This is a genomic window from uncultured Tenacibaculum sp. (assembly GCF_947498805.1).
GTDB lineage: Bacteria > Bacteroidota > Bacteroidia > Flavobacteriales > Flavobacteriaceae > Polaribacter.
On sequence record NZ_CANMLT010000001.1, the window covers coordinates 323,783 to 345,842 of the forward strand.

Consider the following 22,060-nt stretch of genomic DNA (forward strand, 5'->3'; position numbering starts at 1 on the left):
AAATAAACTTTAATTGATTTTTAGTTTATGATTGATCGGAGCTGCCTTTTCGGTAGTTAAGGTAGCTTTTTCAATTTAAAAATCAGTTAGGGGTATCATAAGAAATCAATCAATTAAAAGTCAATTATGAAAAAAGCAATTGTAATCGTAACAGGAATAGCTTTGTTAGCAGCTTGTAAAACAGGACAAAAAACAGAATCAAAACAACCAAAAGAAACAACCAATATGGAAGTCAAAAAAGAAAGTTTAAAAGAAACAGCATTAAAAGCACAGGATGCTTTTTTTAAGGAATATAGTGCAGATGGAATTAAAAAATACTTTACAGAAGATTATATTCAGCATAATCCGCATGTACCAACAGGAAGAGAGCCGGTTTTAGGATTTTTAGAACCCTTAAAAAATGCGAGTACTACATCAACCACTCATAGAATATTACAAGATGGAGACTTTATTGTATTACACAATTCATATGACAATGCAGAGGCGTTTGGAGGAAAGGAAATGGTAGCTTTTGATGTTTGGAGAATGGAAGATGGTAAAGTAGCAGAGCATTGGGATAATTTAACTCCTAAAGTAGCACAAACTGCTAGTGGAAGATCACAGGTAGATGGTCCAACTGAAGTAACAGATCTAGATAAAACAGATGCTAATAAAGAATTGGTTAAAAAGTTTGTAGATGATGTATTGTTTGGTAAAGCGCCAGAAAAAATTACAGAGTATGTTAGTACAGAACAATATGATCAACACAATCCGTTAGTAAAAGACGGTTTAGAAGGATTAAATGAAGCTATTACATATTTAACTTCTCAAAACAATATGTTTATATACAAGAAAGTACATAAGGTTTTAGGAGAAGGAAACTTTGTACTAACCATGAGTGAAGGAGAGTGGGGAGGAAAGCCACAAGCTTTTTATGATTTGTTTAGAGTAAAAGATGGAAAAATTGTGGAGCACTGGGATGTGATTCAAGAAATTCCAACAAAAATGGCACATAAAAATGGTAAGTTCTAAGCATTTTATAAAAACCTCGACATTAAGAATGTTGAGGTTTTTTCTTAAAAAGAATGTAAGAAATTTATTATTAGTTTTAATATGTATAGGATGTTTTAGCTGTCAACAAAATAAAGAAACAATGAAGAAACCATATGTTATAGAAGTAACCACTTTTCAATACAAAAACACGATTAATAAAAATGATTATTGGGAAGAAGACGCAAAAGTAGAAGAGATATATACGAGTAAACAAAAAGGATTTATTCGAAGAGAAAGTGGTTTTTCAGAAGAGAATAATGAAGTTGTAGTGGTCGTTTATTGGAAAACAAATGAAGATGTAGAAAAGTCAATGCAAAAGTTTATGAAAGATACATCAGTGGCTAAGTTTGCCAATATGATAAATCCAACTACCCTGAAAATGAAACGTTATACTGTGAAATAAGAAGTATATTTATGTATGAATCCTGTTTAGAACAGGATTTTTTTATGGAGTAATTTTAGAAGAAACCGTACATTTGAGTAATGCAACACTTCAAAACGATATCAGATTATTGTAAGGCTATTCAAATACCAGCTCCAAAACAAGCTTATTTTGATATTCGAACTTTTGAAGAAAATATGCCAACGGTGGTTGCTAAAATGCCTTCTTTTAAGCACGAATTTTATGCAATAGCAATAAAGGTAGAAGGTTCTGGAAAAGCAATTTCTGGACATCATACCAATTTTCCAGAAGGGGCTACTGTATTTTTTAATACTCCATTTCAATTAATTTCATGGGATATTTTACCTGATTGGGAAGGGTATTATTTAATGTTTTCAAAAGAGTTTATTACGCGGTCAAGGCACTTACAGCAATTACTGAGTGAGTTTCCGTTTTTAAAAATAGATCAATCTATTCCTTTTGAAGTAAAGCCGGAAGAGGTGTCTAAATTACTAACCATATATGAAGGCATTTATGAAGAACAGCAAAATTTAAAGAAAGATTCACCTCTTATAATAGAAGCGCAGGTTTTGGTATTGTTGAATTTTGTAAAACGATTCTTTAATGCGCAAGTAACTAAACAAGATGCCGAAATTGCTTTCCGAAAAGCAGATGTAAACTTATTATCGAGATTTCAAATCTTGATAGAAACGAGTTTTTATGAAAATACTTTGGTGGTCAAAAGAACGCATTCACCAAGTTATTATGCAGAGTTATTAGCGATTCATCCAAATCATTTAAACGCAACTGTAAAACAAATTACGGGACATACTGCAAAGGCGCATATTAACAATCATATTCTTCGTTTGGCTAAATCTCGTTTATTGCAAACACAAATGAGTATTAAAGAAATTGCCTATTCATTACATTTTAGTGCTCCCAATAATTTCAATAGTTTTTTTAAAAAACATATTAGACAAACTCCCAATTCATTTAGAAAGAACAGTTAGATTTTATTGAAGGCATACAGTTGTCAGTTTGAGTGTTTTTACGAAGTGAAAATGTATCGAGAACTATTACATGTAACTAATTTTCTTACTACAGAATTCCTTTTAACCCTTGAAAAAAACAAAAATAACTACCCTTTCTTTGTTTTTTATACTTCTTGATTTGATTCTATAAACTTTTACGGGAAAAGCTGTCAGACCTTTGTATCATCAAAACAAATGATATGAGAGCAATAACAATTTTTATACTAATACTATCCTTGTTCGGATGTCAATCACAAAAAAATAATACAATTATGAGCGAAACTATAGCAATACAAGAAACTGTAATTAAAATGTTTGTCAGTTCAGATGAGCGAAATTGGAGTGAAGTAGAAAAGCAATTTGCTTCAAAAGTGAGTTTAGATTATTCTTCTATGACTGGAAATCTCGCTTCGGAAGTTTCACCAACCGAAATTACTTCAGGGTGGAAAACAGTATTACCTGGTTTTACTTATACACATCATCAATTAGGGAATTTTATTACCGAAAGTAATGGAAGTAAAGCCCATTCTTTTTGTTACGGAACTGCCACACATTTTATAGAAGATGGAAAAAGAAGTGTATGGACGGTTGTAGGAACATATGATTTTAATCTAGAAAAAATAGATAACAACTGGAAGATTACTTCTATGACTTTTAACTATAAATACCAAGAGGGGAATGGGAAGCTAATTGAGAAGGCAATTGAAAATGTAAAAGCAAACTAAAATGAAAAAGCTATTCACCCTTGTAGGAATAACATTCTTTTTATCCTGTACTAATAACGAACTATCAGATAAAGTAGTACAGAAACAAAACCAATTAAAAAAGTATCAAATGAAAGCCAACAAAGCCAGAAAAAATAAAGCAACCGTAAGAGCATTTTTCGATGCCTTAACAGCAGAAAATGCCGAGGCCGTAGCCAATTTATTTGCTGAAGACGCAAAACATATCAATCCTTATCATTCAGAGATTTTTCCTAAGGGAGCAAATGGTAAAGAAGCAATTAAAAATTATTGGGAGCCAGTATTTCCAAATTTTGACGGAATGATATTTCCAATAGAGGAAATATATGCAATGGAGGATCCGAATATTGTTTTTGTAAAATACAAAGGAAACATTCAATTAAAGAATGGAGCAGGAGTATATAGTAACGATTATTATTCAACCTTTAAATTCAATGAAGAAGGAAAAATAATAGAGTATGTAGAAATTTTTAATCCAATTATTGCTGCCAAAGGTTTTGGATTAATCGATAAAATCAAATAGTAAGAAATGAAAAAAATAGTTGTATTAACCACAGTCGTTCTATTAAGTGCCTGCGGTAAAACAGAAAAAAAGCATACAGAACAAACAACATTAAAGAAATCTATAAATAAAGAAGTAACCATGAAAAAAGTCAATTTTAAAAGTGAAGGATTAAACTTAGTCGGAAATTTATATTATCCAGCAAATTTTGAAAAAGGTAAAAAGTACCCTACAATTGTTTCTTCAGGAAGTTGGACAACTGTAAAAGAACAAATGGCAGGATTATATGCGAAACGATTTGCAGAAAACGGATTTATAACATTGGCCTTTGATTTTAGAAATTATGGAGAAAGTGAAGGGTTACCAAGAGCTTGGGAGAATCCAGAAATGAAGATTCAGGATATAAAAAATGCAGTGGCCTTTTTAAAAAGCTTACCTGAGGTAGATGAGGATAAAATTGGAGCTTTTGGCGTATGTGCTGGTTCTATGTATACCTTAATGGCAGCTTCTGAAGATGACGATATTAAAGCAGTTGCTACAACGGCATCTTGGTTACACGATGGTGAAGCTGTAAAATTATTTTATGGAGGAGAAGAAGGAGTGCAACAGCGAATTCAAGCGGCGCAAGCAGCTAAAAAGAAATATGCAGAAACAGGTGAGTTTACTTATATAAAAGCAATTTCAACTACCGATGCTACTGCTGCAATGTTTGGAGAATTTGATTATTATTTAAACCCAGAAAGAGGAGCTATTCCAGAATGGAGTGCAGATCAATTTGCCGTAGCTACTTGGGAGGATTGGTTAAAGTTAGATCCGTTTCCATCTGCAGCAAAGTTAAACAAACCTTTGTTTATGGTACATTCTGATGGTTGTGTATTACCAGACTATACGAAAAAGTATTTTGAAGAAGTTTATTCAGAAGATAAAGAGTTGGTTTGGGTAGCAACAGAATTAGCTTCTCCAATGCATCAATTTGCTTTTTACGATCAAGAAAAAGAAGTGAAGATAGCCGTAGAAAAAACAAGCGCCTTCTTTAAAGATAAACTTTAATGTTTTTGATTTTTAGTTTAGCATTAGTGAGAGTTTAAAAGGTATTTTTAAGTTCTCACTTTTGTTTTGTTATAAACTAACTAAAACTTATTTTCTTCGAAGTACTCTTTTAATTGATTTCTATAGCTATTGCCAACTGGGATTTCATGAGAATTGATAAGAACACATTTACTATTGTATTGAGATACTTTCTTTAAAGGAATAATAAAAGACTTGTGTATCCTCATAAAATTGGAGGTGCTTAATTTTTCTTCTATTGATTTTAATGTTTTTAATGCCAAATAATAGTTTTTACCACAAACGATTTTGGCATAATCTTTCATTCCTTCAATATAATCGATGTCTTCTACAAATACTTTTACAAATTCATCTCCTTCTTTGATGAAAAAAGAGGGTTTTTCTTGTGTTTTTTCATTAGAGTTAACGCTTTGAATATTAGATTTAAAGCGTTCTATAGTTTTTGAGAACCTTTCAAATGATAAAGGTTTTAAGAGATAATCGGTAACATTGAGTTCAAAGCTTTCTATGGCGTGATTTGAATAAGAAGTAACCATTACAAACTGTGTGTTATTCTGTGTAAGTTTTACCATTTCTATTCCAGATATTTGAGGCATTGCTATATCTGTAAAGACGATATCTATTGAATGGTTGTTTAGGTATTTAAATGCTTCTACAGCATCGGTGAAGGTTTTAATGATTTCAAATTCAGGAAACCTATTTAAATAATGAACTAGAATGTCAATTGCTAAAGGCTCATCGTCAATAATTATAACTGTGTACTTTTTCATTATCAAAAGTTAATTTCAAGATGAGATAAATATACATTGTTTTCACTTTTAAGTGTTAAACTATGATTCTTTGAGTACGATAACTGAAGTCTCTTTTTTAAGTTTTTAAGTCCTTTACCTTCTCTTGTGTCTTGATTAAAGTGTTGTTTGTTTTGTATACTGTTTTTCACTTTAAACGATAATGATTCATTATGTATGTTTACCGTAATATGAACAAATGATTTAGAATCATTGGTGTAAAACCCATGTTTAAATGCATTTTCAACCAAAGGAATTAGTAATAAAGGTTCTATGTGTATATTCTCGGTAATACCCTCAATTTGTAAACTAATATTCGCTTGTTCTCCAAAACGGATTTTCTCTAAAGCTATATATTCTTTGATAAATTTTAGTTCGTGTTCGAGTTTTACTTGTTTATGAATTGAATCATCTGTCAAGTAACGCATCATCCCAGATAATTTTAAAATGGTGTCGGAAGTTTTTGGATTGTTGCTTAAAGATATGCTATACAGAGAATTAAAAGCATTGAATAAAAAATGAGGATGCAATTGATTTTTTAATAATTGTCCTTTGGTTAACTCTAATTCATTTTTTAATTTTTCATATTTATTAAAAAAATCTAACCGATTAACTATTAATATGAGAGCATAAAACAAAAAAGTCTTCCCCAAAAACTCCGTAAAAAAATCAAAAGTTCTATCGATGAATATCTCGTTATGAATTCTATAGGACTTAGCTGAAGCGATTACCCCAAGAATTATTATAAAGGCAATAATAAAGTACACTTTCACCCAAAACTTTTTAAGTTTTAATACATGATAATAAAGAGCATAAGCCAATACGGCAAAAGCAAAATATTCTACGGGATCACTTGTTAAAAAGAAAAGCCAGTACTTAGGTAATACTAACATCGCTTTTCTAAATAGCATTATAATAATGATACTAATAAAAACGGTGTGAAAAATCACTTTAAAAGCCTGTATCTGCTTATCGGATAAATGAAACATGATTTATTTTTTAATCTAGTAAAGATATCAAAATGTAAAACTGATGTATCGATTGTAGCAATTAGGTTATCTATTGTGAATTTATGTTTGTCGATTTTATTTTTCTTCCTGTTGTAATAAAAATATGTTTGAAAAGAATAACTACAAAACATATAAAAATGAAAGCAAATATTTTAGGAGTTATACTTGCTTTAAGCACACTAACTGCTTTTGGACAAAAATTGAAGCTTGAAAAAGCCTCTCCTTTTACAGCGGTAAAATGGGAAAACTCCCAACCGGTTGTACAATTTAACAAAGAATGGTATGCTTTTGAAAAGTTAGACCATATTCCCATGGATAAAATATTAGATTTCTGTAAAAAAAGGTATGATGTTAAATGGAAAAAACGCTTTTCTGAAGACCTTGTTGAAGTTTTGAAAGGCTTAAATTATATACCAAATGAGAAAGTAAAATTGACCTTGTCAAAAAACGGTATTTCTAAAGAATATACAGGTGTATTTACTTTAGAAAATAGAACTAAGTGTTTGTTGTATAATAGAAGACAAAAAGCCATTAAACCAGTTAGAACAAGTATTAGTAAAATTCAAGCGATTGAAGATTTAAAAGAATTTAAAAATATTCTCGATAATAAATCATCGTATGCTCAGCTTTCTGAATATGATTATGGTACTGCTATTAAAAAACTTGAAAAGCGTATTTTAAATAGTACGAATGAAACTGTTAATATTGACAAATTAGCTCATGAAATGGGAAAAATAATGGCTGAAATAGGAGACAGACATTCATCAATAAAGAATGAAGCTTTTAACAGAAGAAATCATGATACTTATAACTTAAGATTACCTTTTGGTGTTACGGTCTTAAAAGGTAAAGTAATTGCCGTTAAACAAAACAATAATGATAAGAGAAGTTACACATATTACGATGCCAAGTATCCATACATTCACAGTATCAATGGCGTTGTTATAGATGGTTTAATAAATGACTATAATTATAAAAACAAGAAAGCTCCACTTGATACTAAATTTACTAGAGGTGCAAATGCTATTCAAAAATTTGGAGCATTATTATTTAAAAACAATAAAGCCTGTCCTAAAAGCGTAGAAGTTGAATTCTTTAATGGGGAAAACATAAAGAAAGAAACCGTCGATCTAACAGTTGAAAGAAAAGGCTATATCTCAAATTTAAATGTCAATAGTTTTATAGCTGCAAAGAACATCGAAGAAGGGAATTTTGATGATCAAAAGAAACTACTCAGTGATAATATTGGGTATATTAAAATACCAAGAATGTTTCATTATAAAAGAATTGATGGATATAAAGTCTTTTTAGAAAAGACTATTAAGGAATTTTCTAAAACCAACGCTTTAATTTTAGACTTAAGAGATAACCCAGGAGGAAGGAGAAATATTCTTCAAACTTTTGCGAAGTATTTTGTGCGGCCATCACAATCTCCATGGATAGCTAATATAGCTTATCTACGTACGAATGAAAAATTAACTACGGACGAAAGTTCTATGAGCAGTCGTTATTTAAATATGTATAATTCAGATGCCTTTACAAATATTGATAGAAAGGCTATTTATACGTTTAATAAAACGTATAAAATTGCTCGACGATTTGATAAATCTAAATTCAGTGGTCCTTTTTACATGGTTTTACGAAGTAGTGAGGTTTCCTATAAAAAACCAGTTTATATATTGGTAAATGAAAATAGTTTTAGTGCGGCCACTGTATTTACTGCTGCTTTTAAAGGTTTGCCAAATGTTAAGATTGTTGGAGTTACTACTGATGGTTCAAGTGGAAATTCAAGAAAGATGTATTTGAAAAATTCAGGAATAAGGGTAAAAGTATCTACAATGTTATCATTACAACGTAATGGGAAAACTTTAGACGGTAATGGAACCGAACCTGATATATATATTCCAGTTGATGCTACCCAAGTTTTTACGGGAAAAGATACACAATTAGAGAAATTGGTTAATTTGATTAATAAGTAACTGAATAGTAGATAGAAGCCTTGTATTAATAGTTTTAGTTGAAGTTTTTCTTGAGCAGACTATTTCTAATATTTGATTGTAAAAAAATCAAATGGCATTTTTTATATTATTTATAAAGTGTACTGTCTTTTTTATTTAAAACAGAAATTTTATTAATTTTCGTTTTTGAGATATTAATAGAAGAAAAAATAAATTGTAAGATTGGATGGATAAAAAAGAAATAGCAAAAAGATATATAGCATATTTAGAAAATGGAGAGGTAGAGAAGGTTATTTCCTTATTTAGTGATAAAGGGATGGTACAATCACCTTTATACGGTATTAAAAAAGCGAGTGATTTTTATAATGAGTTAGCAAATGATACTTCTAATTCTGAACTTTCTGTAAAAGGGATTTTTCAGGAGGAAGATTCGAATCAATTGGCGCTTTATTTTACTTATAATTGGACGCTAAAAAACAATGAAAAAGTAACATTTGATGTAGTAGATATCATTGAGTTTGATGCTCAAAATAAAATAGATAAACTAATCATTATATATGATACGGTAGTTGCAAGACAGTTAGTTAAGGAATTAAAATAAGGGTGAGATTCAAAATTATATAATGGAAAAATTGTTTAAGGAACTATCAATATCTGCCATAAAATTGGGAGATGTACCATATACTCAAGAGCAAGTTGAAAATAGTTGTTTAAAAACTGATGCTGCTACTGAAAGTAATTTCGAAGTATTAGAAAAAAGATTAGGATGCAAACTTCCGTCTGATTACAAAGAACTAATGTTGTTAACAAATGGGTTTCCTGCTCCAAATAGTATAGAACCAAGTTTTTTACCATTAGAAAAAGTAAATTTTTTAAAGGATATTGATTCAGAATTAATTGAAGCCTATAGTATTGAAGGAATTGAAGAGGTAGGAGAAAATTTAGAAAGAAGTATATTAGTAGGAGGAGTAGATGAAGAACAATATTTTTTATTGATACCACCTAATAAGGAAGGGCTAAAATGGAGGTACTGGAAATTTGCAAATTGGATTCCCGGTGAAGAACCATATGAAAATTTAAGACATTACTTTAAAACAGTCATTGAATTTAATGAAACTGAATTTAGTTTAGAGAATGAGTCTTAATATATTCTTTAGGGCTCATACCTACCTTCTTTTTAAATACTCTTGTAAAATATGCAGGATACTCAAACCCTAATTTATAAGCTGTTTCAGATATAGAAAGATTCGGATTTAATAACAAGCCTTTTGCTTCTTCCACTAAAAACAAATTAATTTGATCTATAGCTGTTTTTCCAGTTTCAGCTTTTATTGTATCACTCATATAGCGATGACTCACATTTAATTGAGCAGCCATCCAATCAACTGATGGAATACCTTCTTCTGCAAATAAATTTTGTTCAAAATAAGTGTTGAGTACCTCTTTAAACTTGGTAATCAAAATCTTGTTATCATCCTTTCTATTGAGAAATTGTCTTTTATAAAATCGATCTGCGTATTTTAGTAAAGTTTCCAATTGAGAAATAAGAATCTCTTTACTAAACTCATCTTGATTGCTTTGATACTCTTCTTTAATGTTTTTAAAAATGTCTTTTATAATTTGTTCCTCTTTAGGAGATAAATGCAATGCCTCATTAACATTATAATTAAAGAAATTATAAGCCTTTATTTTTTCATAAATATCCAAACTACGTATATAATCTTTATGAAAGGAGATATGATAACTTTCAGAACTAAACACCATATCCTTAAAGGTTAATGATTGATTTGGTGCAGTAAACAACATAGTTCCATTAGTACAATCATATTTGGTACGTCCATAAGACAATTCACCAGAAATAATGTTTTTAAAACTAATACTATAAAAATCACAAGATAAGGTCATAGGTTCGTCAAGAGCATACGAATCACATTTTGTTTGCTCACCTTCTTTTAACTCGGTATGCAATACACTGAAAAGAGGGCTTTCAGAATCGGGCAAATCAAAATGTCTATGAAATTCTGATATCGTATTAAATTTTAAAATGGGCATTTTCATATGTATTTGCTCTTTAAAGTTACGATATTATTTTAGGAATTAATTCCAAGGTAGAAGCTTCATGTTTTTGGGTGTTGTATGTCAATCGCATTGCAGGATAAAGCAGTCCTAGTAATTTTCGATATGCCTTGTTAATTTTAGGGTTTACTTCTTCCAGGTCATAAGGAACTACACCGTCAATTTCTATTTCTAGATTACCAATTTTCATGGCACCACTTGGGTTTATTAAAAAGGCATCGTACCAACTCCTTTTTCCGAATTTATATTGACGTACAAAAAAACGTCCTTCAGTTGCAACAATGGTAATGTCTATAAAGCGATGATCTCCACATCTAATTTGATGCACTTTTTTGCTTTGTACTAGTTTTTCTAATTCTTGTATAGTCATATTGAACTCTTTTAAAATAACCTTTTGTTGAGCTTAAGCAAAACAAAAGGTTATTGCGATAATATGAAGTAATAAAAAGGGCTGTTATTTATTAAAGAATTTTGCTACTGCATCGGTTGATGCTTTTACCGCTTCTGGTTTGTAGTAGAAATCTACATGACTAAACTCATCAAATGCTATCGTCGTGTTATCATTAGTAAGTTTTGCTATAAACTGCGTAGAGCAAGGAGCAGTAGATGCATTGGTACCATATATCACTAAACTAGGTTGTACAATTTTATCAGCATAAGCTTCCCCGATAGAAATTAATGACTGCATCGCTTGGTCAGCAATATGTATGTTTGAAGCGTTTTTAACAGTTCCTGGACCTTTTACACCATCTTTTCCGTAGTAACTATAGGTTTCTCCTGCCATTGCCGGATAAGCTGCTGCTGCAACAAAATCCTCTTTTGTCATCTCATCGTCCAATCCAAATGGAGCGTGATAATCGGGTTTCCCAGTTTCATATTGCTTTTGCTTAGACGCATTAGCAGCTGTTATCATAGGGTTGGTAACTTCTTTCCCTAACCATTGAAAACCATCTGCTGCCATCATACCAGAAACCATGGCAATTTTCTTCATTCTATGGTCGGTAACTGCAGCCGATGCGATGATAGAACCACCCTGGCAAACGCCTAACCCATTAATCTCTTCTACAAATGGTAACGTTCCTAAATAAGATACCGCGTCCCAAGTGTTTTCTATTAATCTAAACATATATCTAGATTTTTTATGCTCTCCTGGTAATGCTGGAGAATCTCCCATTCCTAGATAATCAAACCCTAAGAATACAAAACCTCTTGCTGCCATTTCAGGTCCATAGGTTGCCATAACCTGTCCCTTAACTTGTGGAAACGGACTCGCACTTACAATTGCTTTATACTTTTTGTTTGGGTTAAACCCTTCTGGTAGATATAAATCACCTGCTAATTGTACCCCAAATGATGTGAATGTTATACTGTTTTTTCCTGCCTTTAAATTTTTCATGGTATTCGTTGTTTTATGTATTATGGTATTGTCTGTTATACTTTTTTGCTCTTGGTTTTGCTTACAGCTTGTAGCAAGAGCAATGATGCTAAATATTGCTATAATTTGTTTCATTCTTTTTGATTGTTAATGAATTACAGTGCAAATTTAGAATACCGAATACCTTCAAAAATTATACATTTTGGTAACAGACTTATACATTTTGGTTTTTATATATAAGTTATAGAAAACAGGATGGTTTGAATTAAATAGGAGCTTCTTGTGTTTGTTGTTTTACAACAAAATCTCCCCAGTTAGCAATCGCCTGTAACAATGGAACTAAGGTTTTACCGAGATTGGTTAAAGAGTACTCTACCTTTAAAGGTGGTTTAGTAGTGTAGACTTTTCTACTAATAATACCATCTTCTTCTAAAGCTTTTAGTTGTAAGCTTAAAGTACGCTCTGTAGCAGTGGGCATTTTTTTACGCAATTCATTATAACGCAATGATCCATCTATTAAATAATATAAAATGACCGTTTTCCATTTCCCCCCAATAACTCCCATAGTTAAGCTTGTACAACAAGGATATTCTTTGCCTTTGAATTGATGCATAATGTTAATTTTTCGTAAAAATGAATACTATCATTTTTGACCGTTATTGTATGACTACAAAACTATACTTAATTTTGTTACTATAAAAATTATAGTATAAATTATTTAGTTATGAGTTATTATTCAGTATTAGATGTTACACCTACAACTACGGATTGGGTAGAGAGTTATGTTGCTGTTTCTGCAACTATTGTTGCTAAACATGGAGGAAAGTATTTAGCACGTACGGCTTCACATGAGCAAGTTGAAGGAGATGAACAACCAACTACTTTACGTATCATTTTAGAATGGCCCTCAAAACAAGCTGCTTTAGATTTCATGAATGATCCAGAGTATAAACCACATTTAGAAGCACGTACAAAAGGATCTGTAAGCCATCATTATTTAATTGAAAAGAAAGACGATTTAGCGTAAGATTATGAAGATAGTACTGAACTTGTTTCTGGGATTTATTTTATTGTGTTCATGTAATCATATTGAAAACAAAAAAGATAATGCAGAATCTAACAAAAATGTAAAAACAACAAACAAAGTCATTTTAAGTTCTGAAATTGTTTGGGAAAAACTTAACCCGCCAAGAGGAAATAAAAGTCCACAAGCAGGAACTATTTGGGGAAATAGAAAGGGAGCAGTACCCACTGGGTTCTTAGCTAAGTTTGTCGATGGGTTTTCTTCTCCAGAGCATATTCACAATGTAACTTACAGAGCAGTTGTAATCAAAGGTTTGATTCATAATGATGATGCTAATGCTGAAAATATGTGGATGCCTAAAGGCTCATTTTGGACACAACCAGCAGGAGAAAAGCATATTACTTCAGCTAAAGGAAAAGAGAATATAGCATATGTAGAAATTGATCATGGACCATATTTGGTTAAATCTGTAGCAGAAACATTTGATAATGGTGAACGTCCAGTAAATGTAAGTGCGTCAAATGTGGTTTGGTTAGATAGTAACAAGACGAATTGGGTTGATTCAAAAAGTAAAGCTCAAATCAGTTTCCTTTGGCAACATGCAAAGACTAAAAATTTGCAAGGATTATTTATAAAACTACAAAAAGGCTTTAAGGGAAAATTAAAAAGTAACGGAAAAATTTTTCATTCCATAGTTATTGATGGCGAGTTGAATTATAAAATGCCTACTTCGGAGGAGTTAAAAGTACTTGATGAGGGGAGTTATTTTACTTCGGAAGGAGAAGCAGTTCATACAATTTCTAATACTGATCAAGTAATCTTATATATAAGAACTGATGGAATGCTAAAAGTTGAAGAATAAGATAAGGGAGTGTTGAAAATTATTTTTTAAAATGCAATTCGAAGAAATAAATAAAGGGTATAATAATGTGTTCCAGTTTGGTAAGCTGAGTATTGGTGTAGTGGTTCCTATTGAAAACTATGGACAGAATCCTATACCAACAATGAAACATCATATTGAACGAGTTCAATTGATTGAAAGATTAGGGTTTAGAGCATTGTGGGTAAGAGATGTTCCTTTTCATGTACCATCTTTTGGAGATGCTGGTCAAACCTTTGATCCTTTTGCCTACTTAGGATATTTGGCAGCAGGTACTTCGAATATAGCTTTAGGAGTGGCGAGTATTGCATTGCCTTTACACCATCCATTACACGTAGCTAAATCGGCAACCACAATAGATCAACTTTCCGATGGGCGTTTGATTTTAGGGATTGCTTCAGGAGATCGTTTTGATGAGTATCCAGCTATGAATTTCAATCATCAAAAGAGAGGAGAAGCTTTTCGTCAATCGTATGAATATATTCGAAAGGTTCAAGAGAATTATCCTGTATTAAAGAACAATGCTTTTGGAGAGTTACAGGGACATATTGAGGTGTTGCCAAAGGCAGCTGGGCATAAAATCCCCATGTTAGTTACTGGGTTTAGTCAGCAATCATTAGAATGGAATGCAGAGTTTGGAGACGGCTGGATGTATTATCCAAGAAATCTATTACAACAACAATATACTATTGCAGAATGGAGAGAAATGATTCCTCAAAATTATAGTAAACCCTTTATGCAACCGCTCTATATAGACCTTCAAGAAGATGATGATTTTAAACCCCAACCAATTCATTTAGGGTTTAAGATTGGAGCAAATTATTTGGTAGAATATTTCCAGCAATTAGAAGAGATAGGGGTAAATCACGTAGCATTAAACCTTAGGTTTAATACCCATAAAATTGAAGATACCTTAGAACGATTGGCTGAAAAAGTATTACCCAAGTTTCATTCAGAAAAAACAATAAAAATAACACAATGAAAACGATTTTAATCACAGGAAGTACAGATGGTATTGGGAAGTTAGCTGCAATTAAACTCGCAAAAGATGGACATACTGTATATATACATGGAAGAAGTTCTGAAAAAGTATCCAATGTCATTTCAGAAATTAAAGAGGTATCAGGAAATATAAATATCGATGGATTTGTAGCTGATTTTTCTGATCTAGAAGCAGTAAAAAAAATGGCTTCAGAGGTAAAAGAAAGATTGGTGAAACTAGATGTGTTAATTAACAATGCTGGGGTTTTTAAAAGTAAGATTAATCAAAATGCATATGGAGACATAAGAATGGTAGTTAACTATTTTGCTCCTTACATACTAACCAATGAGTTGTTACCAATATTAGAAGATGCTGAAACTTCACGTGTTATCAATCTAAGTTCTGCTGCACAAGCACCCGTGAATATCGAAGTTGTAAAAGGAGCTGAGGTGTTGAATGTGAACTCGGCATATGCCCAAAGTAAATTAGCATTGACAATGTGGACTTTTGATTTAGCTAATAGGGTAAAAAATACTACAGCAATAGCGGTAAATCCAGGATCGCTATTGAATACACGAATGGTACAGGAAGCTTTTGGTCAACATTGGAGTTCTGCAGATAAAGGAGCAACTATTTTATATGATTTGGCTGTTGCCTCAATTTATGAAAAGGAAACAGGAAAATATTTTGATAATGATAAAGGAGATCCAAAAGGAACCTTTGGAGTAGCACATATAGATGCTTATGATAAAGTAAAGATTGAAGAATTAATAAAAACAACGAATAAAGTTTTAAACATATGAATTTAAAAGAAGTATTAAACTGGCGTTATACCACGAAAGAGTTTGACCCATCAAAGAAAATTTCAGAAGAAGATTTTGAACAAGTAAAGGCCTTATTGCAAATGAGCCCTTCAAGTACAAATTTACAACCTTGGCATTTTGTAATTGCCGGCACAGAAGAAGGAAAAGCACGTTTCGCAAAATCAACTCAGGGATTTTTCTCATTTAACGAAGCAAAGATTTCAAAGGCCTCTCATGTAGTTGCTTTTTGTGCAAAAACAGATGTAGATGATACATATATGAAGCATTTATTAGATAAGGAGGATAAAGATGGACGTTATGCTTCTGCTGAATTTAAAGAACAAATGTATGGCGCGAGAAATATTTTCGCAGATATTCATCGTTATGATTTAAAGGATTTTCAGCATTGGATGGAAAAGCAAGTATACTTAAATATAGGTAACTTTTTATTGGGTGTAGCTGCATTAGGTATTGATGCAACACCAATGGAAGGGTTTGATATGAAGGCATTCGATGAAGAATTTGGGTTAAGAGAAAAAGGGCTTACGGCGGTAACCTTAGTGTCTTTAGGATATAGAACAGAAACTGATTTTAACGCAAAGTTGCCAAAATCACGTTTATCAGAAAAAGAAATATTCACTACGATATAGTTGAACAAGATTGTAAATAAAAGCCTCGCATTTGTGAGGCTTTTTTTATGTGCTTACTTAAACTTGTAAAGTGCAATTAATTAACGATATTTGTGGTTCAACTATTATTAAAAACTAATTATGGCAATGAATAAAAATACAGTATTAGGGTGGGCAACCTTGATAATGATACTTATGGGGATTTTACTGGTGTGTTTGGCAGTTTTTAAATATGATGAAATTGCAGGATATGGTTTTGGAGCCGTAGGTCTTGGATTTTTTGCAAATGCGTGGGTGTTTAACGCTCTTAAAGGAAGGGTATAACAATTTAAAAGAATAAAAATGTCAGACGATAAGAAGATTATCTTTTCAATGAATAAGGTTTCTAAAACCTATCAATCAACTGGAAAGCAAGTTTTAAAAGATATCTATTTAAGTTTTTTCTATGGTGCTAAAATTGGAATTCTTGGTCTTAACGGATCAGGTAAGTCTACCTTATTAAAAATTATTGCAGGTGTAGAAAAGAACTACCATGGAGATGTAGTTTTTTCTCCAGGATATAAAGTAGGTTATTTAGAGCAAGAACCGCAACTAGACGAAGATAAAACGGTTTTAGAAATAGTAAAAGAAGGTGTTGCAGAGACGGTAGCAGTGTTAGATGAATACAACAAGATCAACGATATGTTTGGTTTAGAAGAAGTGTATTCTGATGCTGATAAGATGCAAAAATTAATGGACCGTCAAGCAGAGTTACAGGATAAAATAGACGCCTCTAATGCATGGGAATTAGATACGAAGTTAGAAATAGCAATGGATGCACTTCGTACACCAGATGGAGACAAGAAAATAGGAGTATTGTCTGGAGGAGAACGTCGTAGAGTGGCATTGTGTAGATTGTTATTACAAGAACCAGAAATCTTATTATTAGATGAGCCTACCAACCACTTAGATGCAGAATCGGTACACTGGTTAGAGCATCATTTAGCACAATATAAAGGAACTGTTATCGCAGTAACGCACGACCGTTACTTCTTAGATAATGTAGCAGGTTGGATTTTAGAATTAGATAGAGGAGAAGGAATTCCTTGGAAAGGAAACTATTCTTCTTGGTTAGATCAAAAATCAAAGCGTTTAGCGCAAGAGAGTAAAACGGCAAGTAAGCGTCAGAAAACATTAGAACGAGAGTTAGAATGGGTACGACAAGGAGCGAAAGGACGTCAAACTAAGCAGAAGGCTCGTTTAAAGAACTATGATAAATTATTAAATCAAGATCAAAAACAAGCTGAAGAAAAATTAGAAATCTTCATTCCAAACGGTCCGCGTTTAGGAAACAATGTAATTGAGGCAACAGGAGTTTCAAAGGCATATGGAGAAAAGTTATTATATGAAAACTTAGAATTTAATCTTCCGCAAGCAGGAATTGTTGGAATAATTGGACCAAATGGTGCTGGTAAGACTACAATTTTTAGAATGATTATGGGAGAGGAAACTCCAGATGCGGGTACATTCTCAGTTGGAGAAACTGCTAAGATTGCTTATGTAGATCAATCACATGCTAATATAGATCCGGATAAATCTATATGGGAAAACTTCTCAGAAGGTCAGGATTTAGTAATGATGGGAGGAAAGCAAGTAAACTCAAGAGCTTACCTAAGTCGTTTTAATTTCTCAGGAAACGAGCAAAATAAAAATGTGTCTACTTTATCAGGAGGAGAGCGTAACAGATTGCATTTAGCAATGACCTTAAAAGAAGAAGGGAATGTATTGTTATTAGATGAGCCTACGAATGATTTAGATGTAAATACATTACGAGCTTTAGAAGAAGGTTTAGAGAACTTTGCAGGGTGTGCAGTAGTAATTTCACACGACCGTTGGTTCTTAGATCGTATTTGTACGCATATTTTAGCCTTTGAAGGAGATTCTCAAGTATATTTCTTTGAGGGAAGTTTCTCAGAGTATGAAGAGAATAAGAAGAAACGTTTAGGAGGTGATTTAATGCCAAAACGAATCAAATACAAAAAACTAATTAGATAAAATTAAAAAAGAGAAGCACAACGCTTCTCTTTTTTTGTCTTTTTAAATTAGAAGGAATATTAAACTCCACCAGACCAATCACACATACAAGTACAAGGTATGTACTTTGGACAGTAATTTGGACATTGCACTTCACAATTTCGAATTCCTCCTTTAATTGCTTTTTGTGCAGACTTATCTAAGGTAAGTCCTAAGCTAGAAATATTTTTTAACATAGTTAATAGTTTTAAGTAAATCAATATTAGTTTATTTAAAGCTCATAGTTAGGTGAAAAACCGTAAAATAAGTAAGGATATACCTTTAAAATCTTAATATGCAATTGTGAGGGAATAGGTGATGTTTTAAAAGGGAATAGTTAGAAGTTTTTATAAATGAAAAAAAGCTTGTATAAGCAAGCTTTTTTCTTTAATCCCCTAAAAAAATCCGAAGCTTAACGCTTCGGATGTTGCGGAGAAAGAGGGATTCGAACCCCCGGTCCTGTTACAGACAACGGTTTTCAAGACCGCCGCATTCGACCACTCTGCCATTTCTCCGGTGCTTATCAGTATTATTATTTCCTGATTGCGGGTGCAAATATATGACCTTTTTTTAGTTTAAAAAAAGTTTTTCCTGACTTTTTTTAATGATAAAATCATTGAGAATTGTAATTGTTTTAAAGTCAGAGAGTTTTGCTCAAAAATAATTTTAGATTTTTTTGAAATAATTTTTAAACCGTGGAAATTTTAAAAAAGAATGCCAGTTTTATGTGTTTTATTCTATGATTTATGATGGTTTTATATTGTATTTAAATGTAGCTTTTGTTGTAAAATAACTATACCTTCGTTTAAAATTATATTATTATAGGACATGTTTAATACATTTGGAAACATTTTACGTGTAACTACCTATGGTGAGTCACACGGTGTAGCTATAGGAGGAGTCATTGATGGCTTTCCTGCAGGAATGGAAGTTGATTTTGAAGCAATACAAAATGAATTAGATCGACGTAAACCTGGACAATCTAAAATCGTAACTCAACGTAAAGAACCAGATACGGTAGAATTTTTATCGGGAATATTTGAAGGGAAGACTACAGGAGCTTCAATTGGTTTTGTTATTAAAAACACAAACCAGAAGAGTAAAGATTATAATCATAACACCAATGTTTATAGACCTTCGCATGCCGATTATACCTATGATAAAAAATATGGAATTAGAGATCATAGAGGTGGCGGACGCACTTCAGCAAGAGAAACAGCCAATTGGGTTGTGGCAGGAGCTTTGGCTAAACAATTGATTAAGCATATCAATATAAACGCCTTTACATCTTCTGTAGGAGATATTTTTATAGATAGACCTTATCAAGATTTAGACTTTTCTAAAACTGAAAGTAATATTGTACGTTGTCCAGATGAAACTTCTGCGGAAAAGATGATTGAAAAAATCAATCAGATTAGAAAAGCTGGAGATACGATTGGTGGTACTATTACCTGTGTAGCCCAAAATATGCCTGTTGGTTTAGGAGAACCAATCTTTCATAAGTTACATGCAGAGTTAGGAAAAGCAATGCTTTCTATTAATGCAGTAAAAGGATTTGAGTTCGGAAGCGGGTTTTGCGGAGCAAAGATGCAAGGTTCAGAACACAATGATATTTTTAAAGAAGATGGTACTACAGAATCGAATCTTTCAGGAGGAATCCAGGGAGGAGTTTCTAACGGAATGGATGTGTATTTTAGAGTAGCATTTAAACCGGTAGCAACCATTATGCAAAATCAGAAAACGATAAATTCTGAAGGAGAAGCCACAGAAATACATGGAAAAGGACGACATGATCCTTGTGTAGTACCAAGAGCAGTACCTATTGTAGAAGCACTTACTGCTTTGGTACTGGCAGACTTTTGGTTGCTAGATAGAACAAGAAGAATATAAATAAAAGCTGAACTTAGTTCAGCTTTTTTGTTTATAAAAACTACAAAGTAGTCTTGTGTTATGTTTGGTTTTTTTTGTAATTTTACAAAGTCACTTCGAGTGATTTCAGTTTTCTACTGAAATTGTATCGAGAAGTTATACAACTTGTTCTCGATAAAATCATTCTAAAGACATTTTAGTAATATTTTATTGAGAGAGGTATGGACTACATTAAAGGGCGTGGTGCGCAACATAATACGCATAATAAATTCTTACAGCACCAAAAAGAGGTCTTAGATGACTTTTTAAATTATTGCGAACTAGAGAACGAATCGGCAGATGATAATAAAACTACCTATTTAGAAATATTTCCCAAAACAATATTAAATAAAGTAACCAGTCCGGATATTGGATTTACCTATTCCATGAATCCCTATCAGGGGTGTGAGCATGGTTGTATTTATTGTTATGCACGTAATACACATGAGTACTGGGGGTATTCAGCCGGTTTAGATTTTGAACGTAAAATTTTGTACAAAGCAAATGCTCCTGAATTGCTTGAAAAAAAGTTAAGAACTAGGAGTTGGGAAGCACAAAACATTATGTTCTCTGGAAATACAGATTGTTATCAACCTATAGAAAAGAAGCTTGAAATTACACGTCAAATGTTACAAGTGCTTTTAAAACTAAAACACCCCGTGAGTATAATCACTAAAAATTCTTTAATACTCAGAGATCTAGATATTCTAACGGAAATGGCAAGCATGAATTTAGTTCGCGTGAGTATTTCTATAACTTCTTTGTCGGAAGAAACTAGAAGATTGGTAGAACCAAGAACAGCTACTATTAAAAAACGATTACAAACAGTACAAACCCTTTCAGAAAATGGAATTCCGGTTAATGTAATGATGGCACCAATTATACCCTCTATCAATAGTCATGAAATATTACCATTAGTAAAAAAAGTAAGTGAACTTGGAGCAAAATCTGTTGGATATACAATTGTAAGATTGAATGGTGCTATCGGTGAGATTTTTACAAATTGGGTTAGAAAAACTTATCCCAATAGAGCAGATAAAATACTTCATCAAATAGAAGAATGTCATAATGGAAGCTTAAATGACTCTAGGTACGGGAATAGAATGCGAGGAGAAGGTAAAATAGCTGAACAAATTAATATGCAGTTTAAATTAGCTCGAAGATTGTATTTAAAAGAAAATCATTTTCCTCCTTTAGATTTTACTAAATTTGATAAATATCAAACCAATCAAATGAGCTTATTTTAATGGATTTTTATAATCAACTTTTGGAAGTTTTATCTTCTAATTGGGAGCAAGAAGTATCGCTTAAAAGGAATGAGTATTTAGTTTCAAAAGGAACCATCAATACTGATTTGTTTTTGGTAGAAGAGGGGAGTTTACGTGTCTTTATTGATGACGAAGAAGAAGAACATACCATTCGATTTGGTTACAAGAACTCTATCATAACTGCTTTAGATTGTTTTTTAACCGAAAAACCAACCAAATTTTATATTCAAGCATTGAAAAAATGCAAGTTAAAAATGATTTCTAAAGCTCGTTTTAATGAACTTATGCAATCTTCAGAAAAGAATAAAAAAATATGGGAACAACTCTTACAGAGTTTTGTGTACCAACAAATTGAAAGAGAAATAGATTTGATCACTTATTCACCTCAAAAAAGGTTTGAAAATGTCTTGAAAAGGAGTCCGCAAGTGTTTCAAGAGATTCCATTAAAATATATAGCTTCCTATTTACGAATGACTCCAGAAACGTTATCTAGAATTTTAAAAACTCTTGATTAGCCTCAAGAATTACGAATTTTAAAATGCTCAAATT

At 32.1% G+C, this 22,060-nt stretch carries 26 protein-coding genes and 1 tRNA gene; 19 read left to right on the plus strand and 8 right to left on the minus strand.

Going from position 1 to position 22,060, the window contains the following annotated elements; translation table 11 throughout:
* The first annotated feature begins 126 nt into the window (after positions 1 to 126).
* The 6 genes from Q0873_RS01630 (at position 127) to Q0873_RS01655 (ending at position 4,740) form a co-directional block, all read left to right on the plus strand.
* Positions 127 to 1,011 (plus strand): nuclear transport factor 2 family protein, encoded by an 885-nt coding sequence (locus Q0873_RS01630; RefSeq protein ID WP_299103993.1) that lies wholly within the window; start codon positions 127 to 129, stop codon positions 1,009 to 1,011.
* 121 nt (positions 1,012 to 1,132) lie between these two features.
* Complete coding sequence (locus Q0873_RS01635; protein ID WP_299103994.1) at positions 1,133 to 1,435, plus strand: hypothetical protein; 303 nt, start codon at positions 1,133 to 1,135, stop codon at positions 1,433 to 1,435.
* An 80-nt stretch (positions 1,436 to 1,515) separates the two neighbouring features.
* Positions 1,516 to 2,424, plus strand: a complete 909-nt coding sequence (locus Q0873_RS01640; protein ID WP_299103995.1) for a helix-turn-helix domain-containing protein — start codon at positions 1,516 to 1,518, stop codon at positions 2,422 to 2,424.
* Between the two features lie 293 nt (positions 2,425 to 2,717).
* A complete protein-coding gene (locus Q0873_RS01645; protein WP_299103997.1) occupies positions 2,718 to 3,170 on the plus strand; it encodes a nuclear transport factor 2 family protein in 453 nt (150 codons plus the stop codon).
* 1 nt (position 3,171) lies between these two features.
* The gene (locus Q0873_RS01650; protein ID WP_299103998.1) at positions 3,172 to 3,711 is read left to right on the plus strand and encodes a nuclear transport factor 2 family protein; all 540 of its coding nucleotides are present in this window, start codon (positions 3,172 to 3,174) and stop codon (positions 3,709 to 3,711) included.
* 6 nt (positions 3,712 to 3,717) lie between these two features.
* Positions 3,718 to 4,740 carry an alpha/beta hydrolase gene (locus Q0873_RS01655; RefSeq protein ID WP_299103999.1) on the plus strand — a complete coding sequence of 341 codons (1,023 nt, stop codon included), beginning with the start codon at positions 3,718 to 3,720 and terminating at the stop codon, positions 4,738 to 4,740.
* 80 nt (positions 4,741 to 4,820) lie between these two features.
* Here the strand turns inward: Q0873_RS01655 and Q0873_RS01660 are convergent, their stop codons facing one another.
* Positions 4,821 to 5,528: a LytTR family DNA-binding domain-containing protein gene (locus Q0873_RS01660; protein WP_299104000.1), complete on the minus strand. Its 708-nt coding sequence runs from the start codon at positions 5,526 to 5,528 to the stop codon at positions 4,821 to 4,823.
* Between the two features lie 2 nt (positions 5,529 to 5,530).
* The gene (locus tag Q0873_RS01665; RefSeq protein ID WP_299104001.1) at positions 5,531 to 6,535 is read right to left on the minus strand and encodes a histidine kinase; all 1,005 of its coding nucleotides are present in this window, start codon (positions 6,533 to 6,535) and stop codon (positions 5,531 to 5,533) included.
* A gap of 158 nt (positions 6,536 to 6,693) precedes the next feature.
* On the opposite strand from Q0873_RS01665, the gene Q0873_RS01670 reads away from it, so the two are divergent.
* From Q0873_RS01670 to Q0873_RS01680, 3 genes are all read left to right on the plus strand, one after another.
* Positions 6,694 to 8,535 carry a S41 family peptidase gene (locus Q0873_RS01670; RefSeq protein WP_299104002.1) on the plus strand — a complete coding sequence of 614 codons (1,842 nt, stop codon included), beginning with the start codon at positions 6,694 to 6,696 and terminating at the stop codon, positions 8,533 to 8,535.
* 205 nt (positions 8,536 to 8,740) lie between these two features.
* A complete protein-coding gene (locus Q0873_RS01675) occupies positions 8,741 to 9,115 on the plus strand; it encodes a nuclear transport factor 2 family protein (RefSeq protein ID WP_299104003.1) in 375 nt (124 codons plus the stop codon).
* 22 nt (positions 9,116 to 9,137) lie between these two features.
* Positions 9,138 to 9,659 (plus strand): SMI1/KNR4 family protein, encoded by a 522-nt coding sequence (locus Q0873_RS01680; RefSeq protein ID WP_299104004.1) that lies wholly within the window; start codon positions 9,138 to 9,140, stop codon positions 9,657 to 9,659.
* On the opposite strand, the gene Q0873_RS01685 is transcribed toward Q0873_RS01680, so the two are convergent.
* The 4 genes from Q0873_RS01685 to Q0873_RS01700 form a co-directional block, all read right to left on the minus strand.
* Positions 9,637 to 10,566, minus strand: a complete 930-nt coding sequence (locus Q0873_RS01685; RefSeq protein WP_299104005.1) for a helix-turn-helix domain-containing protein — start codon at positions 10,564 to 10,566, stop codon at positions 9,637 to 9,639. The two genes, Q0873_RS01680 and Q0873_RS01685, sit on opposite strands and share 23 nt — an antisense overlap.
* Positions 10,567 to 10,591: 25 nt before the next feature.
* A complete protein-coding gene (locus Q0873_RS01690) occupies positions 10,592 to 10,960 on the minus strand; it encodes a hypothetical protein (protein WP_299104007.1) in 369 nt (122 codons plus the stop codon).
* An 84-nt stretch (positions 10,961 to 11,044) separates the two neighbouring features.
* Complete coding sequence (locus tag Q0873_RS01695) at positions 11,045 to 12,100, minus strand: hypothetical protein (protein WP_299104008.1); 1,056 nt, start codon at positions 12,098 to 12,100, stop codon at positions 11,045 to 11,047.
* 130 nt (positions 12,101 to 12,230) lie between these two features.
* Positions 12,231 to 12,578: a helix-turn-helix domain-containing protein gene (locus Q0873_RS01700; RefSeq protein WP_299104009.1), complete on the minus strand. Its 348-nt coding sequence runs from the start codon at positions 12,576 to 12,578 to the stop codon at positions 12,231 to 12,233.
* A 111-nt stretch (positions 12,579 to 12,689) separates the two neighbouring features.
* Between Q0873_RS01700 and Q0873_RS01705 the strand changes: the two genes are divergently transcribed.
* The 7 genes from Q0873_RS01705 to ettA all read left to right on the plus strand — a co-directional run bounded on the left by Q0873_RS01705 (position 12,690) and on the right by ettA (position 18,317).
* Entirely contained in the window at positions 12,690 to 12,992 is a 303-nt protein-coding gene (locus Q0873_RS01705) for a DUF1330 domain-containing protein (protein WP_299104010.1), read from the plus strand.
* A 4-nt stretch (positions 12,993 to 12,996) separates the two neighbouring features.
* Entirely contained in the window at positions 12,997 to 13,851 is an 855-nt protein-coding gene (locus tag Q0873_RS01710) for a DUF4437 domain-containing protein (RefSeq protein ID WP_299104011.1), read from the plus strand.
* Positions 13,852 to 13,882: 31 nt separating this feature from the next.
* On the plus strand, positions 13,883 to 14,851 hold the full coding sequence (locus Q0873_RS01715) for an LLM class oxidoreductase (RefSeq protein ID WP_299104013.1): 969 nt from the start codon (positions 13,883 to 13,885) through the stop codon (positions 14,849 to 14,851).
* Positions 14,848 to 15,654 (plus strand): SDR family NAD(P)-dependent oxidoreductase, encoded by an 807-nt coding sequence (locus tag Q0873_RS01720; protein ID WP_299104014.1) that lies wholly within the window; start codon positions 14,848 to 14,850, stop codon positions 15,652 to 15,654. The genes Q0873_RS01715 and Q0873_RS01720 overlap by 4 nt, the downstream gene beginning before the upstream one ends.
* Positions 15,651 to 16,304: an oxygen-insensitive NAD(P)H nitroreductase gene (gene nfsB / locus Q0873_RS01725; RefSeq protein ID WP_299104015.1), complete on the plus strand. Its 654-nt coding sequence runs from the start codon at positions 15,651 to 15,653 to the stop codon at positions 16,302 to 16,304. Before Q0873_RS01720 ends, nfsB begins: the two co-directional genes overlap by 4 nt.
* 126 nt (positions 16,305 to 16,430) lie before the next feature.
* Positions 16,431 to 16,607, plus strand: coding sequence for a CAL67264 family membrane protein (locus Q0873_RS01730; RefSeq protein ID WP_299104327.1), 177 nt, complete (start codon positions 16,431 to 16,433; stop codon positions 16,605 to 16,607).
* Positions 16,608 to 16,625: 18 nt separating this feature from the next.
* Positions 16,626 to 18,317, plus strand: coding sequence for an energy-dependent translational throttle protein EttA (gene ettA, locus Q0873_RS01735; RefSeq protein ID WP_299104016.1), 1,692 nt, complete (start codon positions 16,626 to 16,628; stop codon positions 18,315 to 18,317).
* A 59-nt stretch (positions 18,318 to 18,376) separates the two neighbouring features.
* On the opposite strand, the gene Q0873_RS01740 is transcribed toward ettA, so the two are convergent.
* Positions 18,377 to 18,532: a hypothetical protein gene (locus Q0873_RS01740; protein WP_299104017.1), complete on the minus strand. Its 156-nt coding sequence runs from the start codon at positions 18,530 to 18,532 to the stop codon at positions 18,377 to 18,379.
* 233 nt (positions 18,533 to 18,765) lie between these two features.
* Positions 18,766 to 18,850 (minus strand) — tRNA-Ser (locus tag Q0873_RS01745).
* A 313-nt stretch (positions 18,851 to 19,163) separates the two neighbouring features.
* On the opposite strand from Q0873_RS01745, the gene aroC reads away from it, so the two are divergent.
* The 3 genes from aroC (at position 19,164) to Q0873_RS01760 (ending at position 22,026) form a co-directional block, all read left to right on the plus strand.
* Positions 19,164 to 20,225 carry a chorismate synthase gene (gene aroC / locus Q0873_RS01750; protein ID WP_299104018.1) on the plus strand — a complete coding sequence of 354 codons (1,062 nt, stop codon included), beginning with the start codon at positions 19,164 to 19,166 and terminating at the stop codon, positions 20,223 to 20,225.
* A gap of 200 nt (positions 20,226 to 20,425) precedes the next feature.
* Positions 20,426 to 21,490 carry a PA0069 family radical SAM protein gene (locus Q0873_RS01755; RefSeq protein WP_299104019.1) on the plus strand — a complete coding sequence of 355 codons (1,065 nt, stop codon included), beginning with the start codon at positions 20,426 to 20,428 and terminating at the stop codon, positions 21,488 to 21,490.
* Positions 21,490 to 22,026 carry a Crp/Fnr family transcriptional regulator gene (locus Q0873_RS01760; protein ID WP_299104020.1) on the plus strand — a complete coding sequence of 179 codons (537 nt, stop codon included), beginning with the start codon at positions 21,490 to 21,492 and terminating at the stop codon, positions 22,024 to 22,026. The genes Q0873_RS01755 and Q0873_RS01760 overlap by 1 nt, the downstream gene beginning before the upstream one ends.
* Positions 22,027 to 22,060: the final 34 nt, after the last annotated feature.

What these genes read in the sequence shown, in the direction of transcription:
- Q0873_RS01630 (WP_299103993.1), top strand. Translation starts at nt 127, where the DNA reads ATGAAAAAAGCAATTGTAATCGTAACAGGAATAGCTTTGTTAGCAGCT.
- Q0873_RS01635 (WP_299103994.1), top strand. Translation starts at nt 1,133, where the DNA reads ATGAAGAAACCATATGTTATAGAAGTAACCACTTTTCAATACAAAAAC.
- Q0873_RS01640 (WP_299103995.1), top strand. Translation starts at nt 1,516, where the DNA reads ATGCAACACTTCAAAACGATATCAGATTATTGTAAGGCTATTCAAATA.
- Q0873_RS01645 (WP_299103997.1), top strand. Translation starts at nt 2,718, where the DNA reads ATGAGCGAAACTATAGCAATACAAGAAACTGTAATTAAAATGTTTGTC.
- Q0873_RS01650 (WP_299103998.1), top strand. Translation starts at nt 3,172, where the DNA reads ATGAAAAAGCTATTCACCCTTGTAGGAATAACATTCTTTTTATCCTGT.
- Q0873_RS01655 (WP_299103999.1), top strand. Translation starts at nt 3,718, where the DNA reads ATGAAAAAAATAGTTGTATTAACCACAGTCGTTCTATTAAGTGCCTGC.
- Q0873_RS01660 (WP_299104000.1), bottom strand. Translation starts at nt 5,528, where the DNA reads ATGAAAAAGTACACAGTTATAATTATTGACGATGAGCCTTTAGCAATT.
- Q0873_RS01665 (WP_299104001.1), bottom strand. Translation starts at nt 6,535, where the DNA reads ATGTTTCATTTATCCGATAAGCAGATACAGGCTTTTAAAGTGATTTTT.
- Q0873_RS01670 (WP_299104002.1), top strand. Translation starts at nt 6,694, where the DNA reads ATGAAAGCAAATATTTTAGGAGTTATACTTGCTTTAAGCACACTAACT.
- Q0873_RS01675 (WP_299104003.1), top strand. Translation starts at nt 8,741, where the DNA reads ATGGATAAAAAAGAAATAGCAAAAAGATATATAGCATATTTAGAAAAT.
- Q0873_RS01680 (WP_299104004.1), top strand. Translation starts at nt 9,138, where the DNA reads ATGGAAAAATTGTTTAAGGAACTATCAATATCTGCCATAAAATTGGGA.
- Q0873_RS01685 (WP_299104005.1), bottom strand. Translation starts at nt 10,566, where the DNA reads ATGCCCATTTTAAAATTTAATACGATATCAGAATTTCATAGACATTTT.
- Q0873_RS01690 (WP_299104007.1), bottom strand. Translation starts at nt 10,960, where the DNA reads ATGACTATACAAGAATTAGAAAAACTAGTACAAAGCAAAAAAGTGCAT.
- Q0873_RS01695 (WP_299104008.1), bottom strand. Translation starts at nt 12,100, where the DNA reads ATGAAACAAATTATAGCAATATTTAGCATCATTGCTCTTGCTACAAGC.
- Q0873_RS01700 (WP_299104009.1), bottom strand. Translation starts at nt 12,578, where the DNA reads ATGCATCAATTCAAAGGCAAAGAATATCCTTGTTGTACAAGCTTAACT.
- Q0873_RS01705 (WP_299104010.1), top strand. Translation starts at nt 12,690, where the DNA reads ATGAGTTATTATTCAGTATTAGATGTTACACCTACAACTACGGATTGG.
- Q0873_RS01710 (WP_299104011.1), top strand. Translation starts at nt 12,997, where the DNA reads ATGAAGATAGTACTGAACTTGTTTCTGGGATTTATTTTATTGTGTTCA.
- Q0873_RS01715 (WP_299104013.1), top strand. Translation starts at nt 13,883, where the DNA reads ATGCAATTCGAAGAAATAAATAAAGGGTATAATAATGTGTTCCAGTTT.
- Q0873_RS01720 (WP_299104014.1), top strand. Translation starts at nt 14,848, where the DNA reads ATGAAAACGATTTTAATCACAGGAAGTACAGATGGTATTGGGAAGTTA.
- nfsB (WP_299104015.1), top strand. Translation starts at nt 15,651, where the DNA reads ATGAATTTAAAAGAAGTATTAAACTGGCGTTATACCACGAAAGAGTTT.
- Q0873_RS01730 (WP_299104327.1), top strand. Translation starts at nt 16,431, where the DNA reads ATGAATAAAAATACAGTATTAGGGTGGGCAACCTTGATAATGATACTT.
- ettA (WP_299104016.1), top strand. Translation starts at nt 16,626, where the DNA reads ATGTCAGACGATAAGAAGATTATCTTTTCAATGAATAAGGTTTCTAAA.
- Q0873_RS01740 (WP_299104017.1), bottom strand. Translation starts at nt 18,532, where the DNA reads ATGTTAAAAAATATTTCTAGCTTAGGACTTACCTTAGATAAGTCTGCA.
- aroC (WP_299104018.1), top strand. Translation starts at nt 19,164, where the DNA reads ATGTTTAATACATTTGGAAACATTTTACGTGTAACTACCTATGGTGAG.
- Q0873_RS01755 (WP_299104019.1), top strand. Translation starts at nt 20,426, where the DNA reads ATGGACTACATTAAAGGGCGTGGTGCGCAACATAATACGCATAATAAA.
- Q0873_RS01760 (WP_299104020.1), top strand. Translation starts at nt 21,490, where the DNA reads ATGGATTTTTATAATCAACTTTTGGAAGTTTTATCTTCTAATTGGGAG.